Below are 8,003 nucleotides of genomic sequence, written 5' to 3'. Positions count from 1 at the left end.
GCTGCCGTCCGCGCCGACCGCCACGGGGCTGGTCCGCAGATCGACCACCGCCGCGGCCGGCGCGTCGGCGTAGCTGAYGGAGTCGGGCACGACCCGCACGCCCGGCGACGTGCCGCGGGTGTCGAAGCCGGGATCCATCCGGTCGTTGCCCGCTCCCGGCACGATCACGTCGCCGCGCTTGTGGACCAGGCCGAAGGAGTCGGTCCAGTAGGCGTCCGCCTCGCCGTAGATGAGGTCGTTGTCGGGTCCGCCGTAGATCGTGTCGGAGCCCTTGCCACCGCAGATCACGTCGTTGCCGCCGCCGGCGACGATCGTGTCGTTGCCGTCACCGGCGACGATCACGTCGCGCTGCGGGGTGCCGTCGATCCTGTTGCTCCTGGCGTTGCCCACGATCGTGGCCCTGAGCCCGTTGCAGGTGGGCGCGGCCGCCTCGGCGGCGGTGGCGGTGACCGCGAGGCCCGGGACGAGCAGGGCGAGCGTGACTGCGGCAGTCGGGACGAGACGCATGAGGGACCCCCAGAGAAAGTGGCGTACCCCTGCTTACTACCGCTGGGGCCACGGGGTAAACGTCGAGCGCCCCTCCGATCAGTCGGTCTGCTCGTCGCGCTGCTCGGGCCCGTGCGCCAGCAGACGCTCGAAGCCGGCCTCGTCGAGGACGGTCACGCCGAGCTGCTCGGCCTTGTCGGCCTTGGACCCGGCGTTCTCGCCCACCACGACGTAGTCGGTCTTCTTCGACACCGACCCCGAGGCCTTGCCGCCGCGGACGATGATCGCCTCCTTGACCGAGTCCCGGGTGTAGGCGTCCAGCGAGCCGGTGACCACGACCGTCAGCCCCTCGAGCGTGCGCGGGACCGACGCGTCGCGCTCGTCGGCCATCGTCACCCCGGCGGCGGCCCACGTGTCGACGATGGCGTTGTGCCAGGCGACGTTGTCGCCCACCTCGTCGGTCTCGGCGTCGCCCGCGCTGCTGCCGTGGAACCACGTGCGCACCGACGCCGCGATCGTCGGCCCCACGCCGTCGGTGTTGGCCAGCGTCTCCTCGTCGGCCTCACGGATCGCGGCCATCGACCCGAACTGGGTGGCGAGCGCCCGGGCCGCCGTGGGTCCGACGTGCCGGATGGACAGCGCCACGAGGACCCGCCACAGCGGCACCCGCTCCTTGCGCTCGTGGAGGTTGGCCAGCAGCCGGGCGCCGTTGGCGCTCAGCTGGGGGCCTTCCTCGTCCTTCTTCGGCGCGCGGGTGAACAGCGGGGCCCTCAGCAGCGCGGCCTCGTCGAGCCCGAAGAGGTCGCCCTCGTTGCGGATCGCCCCCGCGTCGAGCAGAGCGACCGCGGCCTCGTAGCCGAGCCCCTCGATGTCGAACGCGCCCCGCCCGGCRACGTGGAACACCCGCTCGCGGACCTGGGCCGGGCACTTCTCGTGGTTGGGGCAGCGCAGGTCCTTGTCGCCCTCCTTCTGCTGGGCCAGCGGGGTGCGGCAGGCGGGACACCTCGTCGGCATCCGCCAGGGCCGCAAGCCCTTGGGTCGCAGCGGYAGCACCGGACCGACGATCTCGGGGATCACGTCGCCGGCCTTGCGCAGCACCACCGTGTCACCGGGCCGGACGTCCTTGCGCTTCACCTCGTGGGCGTTGTGGAGGGTGGCGTTCTCCACCGTGGAGCCGGCGACGCGGGTGGGCTCCATGACGCCGTACGGCGTGACGCGTCCGGTGCGGCCCACGTTGACCTCGATGGAGAGGAGCTTGGCGTTGACCTCCTCGGGCGGGTACTTGAAGGCGATGGCCCAGCGCGGGGCCCGGCTGGTCGAGCCGAGGCGACGCTGCAGCGAGACGTCGTCGACCTTGACCACCACGCCGTCGATCTCGTAGCCCACGATGGTGTGCCGGTTGTCCCCCACGTGGTCGATGTAGGCCCGCACCTCCTCGATGCTCGGGACCACCCGCACCTGGTCGGAGGTCGGCAGCCCCCAGGCGCGCATGGCGGCGTACGACGCGGACTGGGCGACCGGCTCGAAGCCCTCGCGGGCGCCCAGGCCGTGGCAGACCATGCCGAGCGACCGGGTCGCGGTGACGCGGGGGTCCTTCTGCCGCAGCGAGCCGGCGGCCGCGTTGCGCGGGTTGGCGAACAGCGGCTTGCCGGCATCGGCCATGGAGGCGTTGAGCCGCTCGAACGCCTCGGCGGGCARGAAGACCTCGCCGCGGACCTCGAGCAGCGCGGGGACCGGGAGGTCGTCGGTGCCGGTCAAGCGGTGCGGCACGGAGCCGATGGTCTTGACGTTGGGCGTGACGTCCTCGCCGGTGCGGCCGTCCCCGCGGGTGAGGGCGCGCACCAGCCGCCCCTGCTCGTAGAGCAGGTTGATCGCCAGCCCGTCGACCTTGAGCTCGCACAGCAGGTCGGGTGACTCCAGCCCGTCACGCCGCAGGCGGGCATGCCACGCGTCGAGCTCCTCGAAGGAGAACGCGTTGTCGAGGCTCTCCATCCGCTGCAGGTGGTCGACGGCGGTGAACTCGGTCGACACCGCCCCGCCCACCGTCTGGGTCGGCGAGTCGGGGGTGCGGAGCTCGGGATGCTCCTCCTCGAGTGCCTCCAGCTCGCGCATCCGGGCGTCGAAGTCGGCATCGGAGAGCGTCGGGTCGTCCAGGACGTAGTAGCGCCAGCGCGCGTCCTCGAGCTGCTCACGCAGGTCCTGGTGACGCTCCCGGGCGTCGGTGGGGGCGGGCTCCACGGTCATGGCGCACAGTCTGCCCTCCTGGACCGACAGGGTGGATCGACGTCGCCGTCCGACCGGTCCAGACCACCGGGAATCAAACGATGAAACGGATTTGTTCCGTCCACGATGTACGCCTACGCTCGTGACGAAACGGAACAGTTTCGTTCCATCCACCCGATCCGAGGAGACGCATGACCCCCGCCGAGACCGCGAGCCGCCCCCGGGTGGAGGGCGATCGCGAGCAGGAGATCCTCGACGCGGCCCTCGAGGTCCTGGGTGCGGTCGGCTACGACCGGCTCACGATGGACGCGGTGGCAACACGGGCGAAGGCGTCGAAGGCCACGCTCTACCGCCGCTGGACCACCAAGCTCAACCTCGTGATCGACGCCCTCGTCGCCCAGAAGGCCGCACCCGAGCCGGCCGACACCGGCTCCCTGCGCGGTGACCTCGAGGCGGCGTACTGCGGCTTCGGCGGCCTCACCGACACCGAGGCCGTCATCCTCTTCACCAGCGTCCTCACCGCCATCGGGCGGGATCCCGAGTTCGCCCACGCCTACCGCACCCAGGTCCTCGGGCCGAAGATCGCGCACACGATCGCCATCTTCGAGCGCGCCAGGGTCCGCGGCGAGCTGCGCGACGACATCGACATCACCCTGATCGGCCCGGCGCTTCCGGGCATCGTCCTGCACCGCTTCTTCATGCTCGGTGAGGCTCCGACCCCGGAGCTCATCGATCGCGTCCTCGACCAAATCATCCTGCCCGCCGCGACCACCGCCGCCGTGGGCTGACCGCTCCACACGAACCCGAAGGAACCCCATGTCCGAGAAGACCCAGGCCCCGGAGGCCRTCGAGGTCACCCCCCAGGAGCACAAGCGGCTCCGGTGGGCACTCGTCCTCATCTCCCTGGCCCAGCTCATGGTGGTGCTCGACTCCACCATCGCCAACATCGCCCTGCCGTTCATCGGCAAGGACCTGGACATCGACCAGGCCAACCTCCAGTGGATCGTCACCGGCTACGCCTTGACCTTCGGCGGCTTCCTGCTGCTCGGTGGCCGGCTCGCCGACCTCTACGGCCGCCGCCGGATCTTCATGGTCGGCGTCCTGGTGTTCGCGCTCGCCTCGCTCATCGGCGGCGTCGCGCAGAACGAGGTCATGCTGCTGTCCGCCCGGGCCTTCCAGGGCACCGGTGCCGCGATGGCCTCCCCCGCCGCCCTGGCGCTCATCACGACCACCTTCCCGGCCGGCAAGGAGCGCAACCGCGCCTTCGCCGTGTACGCCGCGATGGCCGGTGTCGGTGCCGCCGTCGGCCTGATCCTGGGTGGCTGGCTCACCGGCCTCGACTCCCCGCTCGGCATCGCCGGCTGGCGCTACACCTTCCTCATCGTGGTCCCGATCGGCCTGGTGGCGGCCCTGTTGGCCCCGCGCTTCTTCGACGAGTCGGAGCGGCACTCCGGCGAGCTCGACGTCCCCGGCGCCATCACCGGCACCGGCGGCCTGCTCGCCATCGTCTACGGCCTCTCCCTCGCCGGCCAGGCGGCTCACGGCTTCACCGACCCCACCACGATCATCGCCCTGGTGGTCGGCCTCGCACTGCTCGGCGTGTTCCTGCTGGTCGAGTCGCGGGTGGAGCACCCCCTCATGCCGTTCCGGATCTTCAAGAGCAAGAACCGGGCCGCCGCCTTCGCCGTGATGATGATCGTCCCGGCCGCGATGTTCGCGATGTTCTTCTTCCTCTCGCTGTTCATCCAGCTCGTGGTCGGCTACTCGCCGCTGCAGACCGGCGTCGCGTTCCTGCCGTTCTCCGTCGCGATGATCATCTCGGCGACCGCCGCGTCCAAGCTGATCAGCCACGTCGACCCGCGCTTCCTGTCCGGGGTGGGCACGCTGCTCTCCGCGGCGGCGCTCTACGGCTTCAGCCGGATCACGGTCCCCGAGGACCCGGCCTCGATCCTGGGCTCGCTGGGCGGCCAGGGCGTCCCGATCGGCGACGGGGTCAACTACTGGACCCAGATCCTGCCGTTCATCGTGCTGATGGCCTTCGGCATGGGGCTCAACTTCGTGCCCCTGACCCTGGTCGCCGTGCACCACCTGCGCGACTCGGACACCGGCATCGGCTCCGGCGTCCTCAACACGATGCAGCAGGTCGGCGGCGCCCTGGGCCTCGCGACCCTGAGCACCGTCTCGCTGCACTTCGCCCAGACCCGGGCGGACGAGATCGCTCCCTCGCTCGCCGCCGCGGCCAAGGGCGGCATGGACGACGGCACCATCGCCCAGCTGGCCAGCCTCGGCGCCTTCACCGAGGGCGCGACCATGGCGTTCCTCGTCGGCTCGCTGATGATGCTGGCCGCATCGGCCATCGTGTGGATCTTCCTCGACGTCAAGCACGAGGAGCTGGCCACGGACGGCCCGCCCGAGGGCGTCCACGTCGGCTGATCGCCGTACCGACCACGACCCGTCCGCGCACCGCGGGCGGGTCGTGGCCATTTCCGCGCACGGGCCCGACCCGTCGGCACCCATCCGTCCCTGCCCGTCGCTTCGAAGGAGTCCCGTGAGTGAGCCGCTGCTGACGAGGTACGACGCCCCCGGGCGTCCCGACGCGATGGTCTTGATGCTGCACGGCGGCAAGCCGCGGTCGCGGCAGTCCGTCGACGGCCGGAGCGCCTCGTGGCGCCGCGCGCTGTGGATGCAGCGCTCGATCGCGATGCGTGCCCACGAGGCGGGCACGGGGGTGTGGCTGGTGCGCTACCGCGAGCGCGGCTGGAACGGTGGGGAGGGCCGTGTCGCCGACGCCCGCTGGGCCCTGGACCGCCTGCGCGCCGAGCACGGGGACGTCCCGGTCGTGCTGCTGGGCCACTCGATGGGCGCGCGGGTGGCCGTCCACGTCGCCGACGACCCCTCGGTGGTCGGCGTCGTCGGGCTCGCCCCCTGGTGGTCGGCCGAGGACCCCGTCTCCGCGCTGGCCGGCCGTTCGCTGGTGGCCGCCCACGGGCGCCGCGACCGGATCACGTCGTACGCCGAGACCCGCCGCTACGTCGAGCGGGCCCGGGGCGTCGCCCCGGACGCCACGCTGCACGACATGGGGGTGCTGGGGCACTACATGCTGACGGGCGTGGACCGCTGGAACGACGTGGCGATCGACGCCTCGCTGCGCCTCCTGGCCCCCGCCTGAAGGTCTGCCCTCGCTCTGCCGCGCTCAGAGGTGGCCGGCGACCGCACCGGACAGGCGCAGCGCCTGCCGCGCCCAGTCGTACGACGCCCCGGCCAGGCCGCAGGACGGCGTCACGACCAGCCGTCCCGCGGCCTCGTCGTGGTCCAGGCCGAGCATGTCCAGCCAGCGCAGCACCCGCTCGGTGAGCACGGTGTCGGTCGGGACGCCGTCGGGGTCCGTCGAGGGCACGATGCCGAGCGCGACGGTCTCCCCCGCCTCGAGCGCCTCGGCGAGGTGGTCGAGGTCCTCGGGCCGCAGGACGTCGAGGTCCACGGAGAGGCCCCGGGCACCGGCACCGCGGACGAGCGACCAGGGCACCGCCGGCGCGCACGAGTGCACCCACGGCTCGGCCCCGGACTCGGTGATGGCGGTCAGCACCCACTCCAGCGCGGCCGAGGCCTCGGGCGGGTGCACCCGCCGGTGCCGGCCGAAGCCGGAGGCCGTCGGGATCGCGCCCGCGAGGACCGCGGGCAGCGCCGGCTCGTCGACCTGGACGACCAGCCGCTCGGTGTCGGGCAGACGCCGGCGGAGGTCGGCGACGTGGTCGCGGACCCCCTCGGCGAGCGCCTGCGCGAGGTCGCGGCGGGCCCCGTGGTCGGACAGGATCTTGTCGCCGCGCGGCTTCTCGACCGTCGCGGCCAGCGTCCACGGGCCGCAGACCTGGGCCTTGAACGGGCCGACGTGCCCCTGGGCCTGCTCCTCGACCTGGTCGAGGTCCTGGGCCAGCAGGGAGCGGGCGCGCCGGTGGTCGACCCCGGGCGCGTCGGTCAGCCGCCAGCCGGCCGGCTGCAGGTCCGCACCGAGCCCGGCGACCACGGCCAGGCCGCGCCCGGTCATGGTCGCGAGCGCCCCCCGCCCGGGCAGCTCGGGGACGTGCGGCAGGGAGAGCTCGCCGAGGACGACACGGACGGCCTCGGCGTACTCCCGGTCGTCGGTGCCGGGCATCGACCCGACGCCGCTGGCCAGGGTGGTCACGCCAGGGCCTCCGAGCGGGCCGTGGCACTGATGGTGGCGGAGCCCACGACCCGGCTCCCGTCGTAGACCACGACCGCCTGACCGGGGGCGATGCCCTCGGCCGGCTCGAGGAGCTCGACGGCGACCCCGTCGGCATGGACGGTGACGACGGCGCGGTGCTCGGCACCGTGGGCGCGCAGCTGGACGGTCACCTCGGGACCGTCGAGCAGGTCCGGGACCGTCCCGCACCAGCGCGGCCGGATGCCGGTGATCCGGTCGATCCGCAGCCCCTCGCGGGGACCCACGGTGACCGTGCCGGAGACCGGCTCGATGTCCAGGACGAAGCGCGGCCTGCCGTCCGGGGCCGGCCGTCCGAGCCGCAGCCCACGGCGCTGGCCGATGGTGTAGGCGACGGTCCCCTCGTGCCGGCCCAGGACCTCGCCCGAGGCGGCGTCGACGATGTCGCCGCCGGCGTTGGGGTTGCGGTCCCCCAGCTTGTCGCGCAGCCAGCCGGCGTTGTCCCCGTCGGCGACGAAGCAGATGTCGTGCGAGTCGGGCTTGTCGGCCACCAGCAGCCCGCGGCGGGCGGCCTCCTCGCGCACCCTCGGCTTGCTGGTGTCACCGAGCGGGAACAGCGAGTGGGCGAGCTGCCGCTGGTCGAGCACGCCGAGCACGTAGGACTGGTCCTTGCCGTGGTCGACGGCCCGGTGCATCTCGATGAGTCCGTCCTCGCCGGTGCGCAGCTGGGCGTAGTGGCCGGTCGCGACGGCGTCGAACCCGAGGGCCAGCGCGCGGTCGAGCACGGCGGCGAACTTGATCTTCTCGTTGCACCGCAGGCACGGGTTGGGCGTGCGGCCGGCGGCGTACTCGTCCATGAAGTCCTCGACCACGTCCTCGTGGAACCGGTCGGAGAGGTCCCAGACGTAGAACGGGATGCCGATGACGTCGGCCGCGCGGCGGGCGTCGTTGCTGTCCTCGATGGTGCAGCAACCGCGGGCCCCCGTGCGGTACGACGCGGGGTTGCGCGACAGGGCGAGGTGGATGCCGGTCACGTCGTGGCCGGCCTCGACGGCACGGGCCGCGGCGACGGCCGAGTCGACCCCGCCGGACATGGCAGCGATGATCCTCATCG

At 72.7% G+C, this 8,003-nt stretch carries 6 protein-coding genes and 1 pseudogene; 3 read left to right on the top strand and 4 right to left on the bottom strand.

Annotated elements, in window-relative coordinates; all coding sequences use genetic code 11:
* A pseudogene (locus AC1DQF_RS07330) lies at positions 1 to 507 on the bottom strand (hypothetical protein); the annotation flags it as partial.
* 78 nt (positions 508 to 585) lie between these two features.
* Positions 586 to 2,730 (bottom strand): NAD-dependent DNA ligase LigA, encoded by a 2,145-nt coding sequence (gene ligA, locus AC1DQF_RS07325; RefSeq protein WP_477524556.1) that lies wholly within the window; start codon positions 2,728 to 2,730, stop codon positions 586 to 588.
* A 170-nt stretch (positions 2,731 to 2,900) separates the two neighbouring features.
* On the opposite strand from ligA, the gene AC1DQF_RS07320 reads away from it, so the two are divergent.
* The 3 genes from AC1DQF_RS07320 to AC1DQF_RS07310 all read left to right on the top strand — a co-directional run bounded on the left by AC1DQF_RS07320 (position 2,901) and on the right by AC1DQF_RS07310 (position 5,878).
* A complete protein-coding gene (locus tag AC1DQF_RS07320; RefSeq protein ID WP_477524555.1) occupies positions 2,901 to 3,497 on the top strand; it encodes a TetR/AcrR family transcriptional regulator in 597 nt (198 codons plus the stop codon).
* A gap of 28 nt (positions 3,498 to 3,525) precedes the next feature.
* On the top strand, positions 3,526 to 5,142 hold the full coding sequence (locus AC1DQF_RS07315) for a DHA2 family efflux MFS transporter permease subunit (RefSeq protein WP_477524554.1): 1,617 nt from the start codon (positions 3,526 to 3,528) through the stop codon (positions 5,140 to 5,142).
* A 115-nt stretch (positions 5,143 to 5,257) separates the two neighbouring features.
* A complete protein-coding gene (locus AC1DQF_RS07310; protein WP_477524553.1) occupies positions 5,258 to 5,878 on the top strand; it encodes an alpha/beta hydrolase in 621 nt (206 codons plus the stop codon).
* Positions 5,879 to 5,902: 24 nt separating this feature from the next.
* On the opposite strand, the gene AC1DQF_RS07305 is transcribed toward AC1DQF_RS07310, so the two are convergent.
* Complete coding sequence (locus tag AC1DQF_RS07305; RefSeq protein WP_477524552.1) at positions 5,903 to 6,892, bottom strand: methionine synthase; 990 nt, start codon at positions 6,890 to 6,892, stop codon at positions 5,903 to 5,905.
* Entirely contained in the window at positions 6,889 to 8,001 is a 1,113-nt protein-coding gene (mnmA, locus tag AC1DQF_RS07300; protein WP_477524551.1) for a tRNA 2-thiouridine(34) synthase MnmA, read from the bottom strand. The genes AC1DQF_RS07305 and mnmA overlap by 4 nt, the downstream gene beginning before the upstream one ends.
* Positions 8,002 to 8,003: the final 2 nt, after the last annotated feature.

The organism is Nocardioides sp. P4_G4, from assembly GCF_056401085.1.
This window is presented reverse-complemented; position numbering and strand designations above follow the sequence as displayed.

Excerpts from the sequence above, each read along its gene's own strand:
- mnmA (WP_477524551.1), bottom strand. The coding sequence starts at position 8,001 with ATGAGGATCATCGCTGCCATGTCCGGCGGGGTCGACTCGGCCGTCGCC.
- AC1DQF_RS07320 (WP_477524555.1), top strand. The coding sequence starts at position 2,901 with ATGACCCCCGCCGAGACCGCGAGCCGCCCCCGGGTGGAGGGCGATCGC.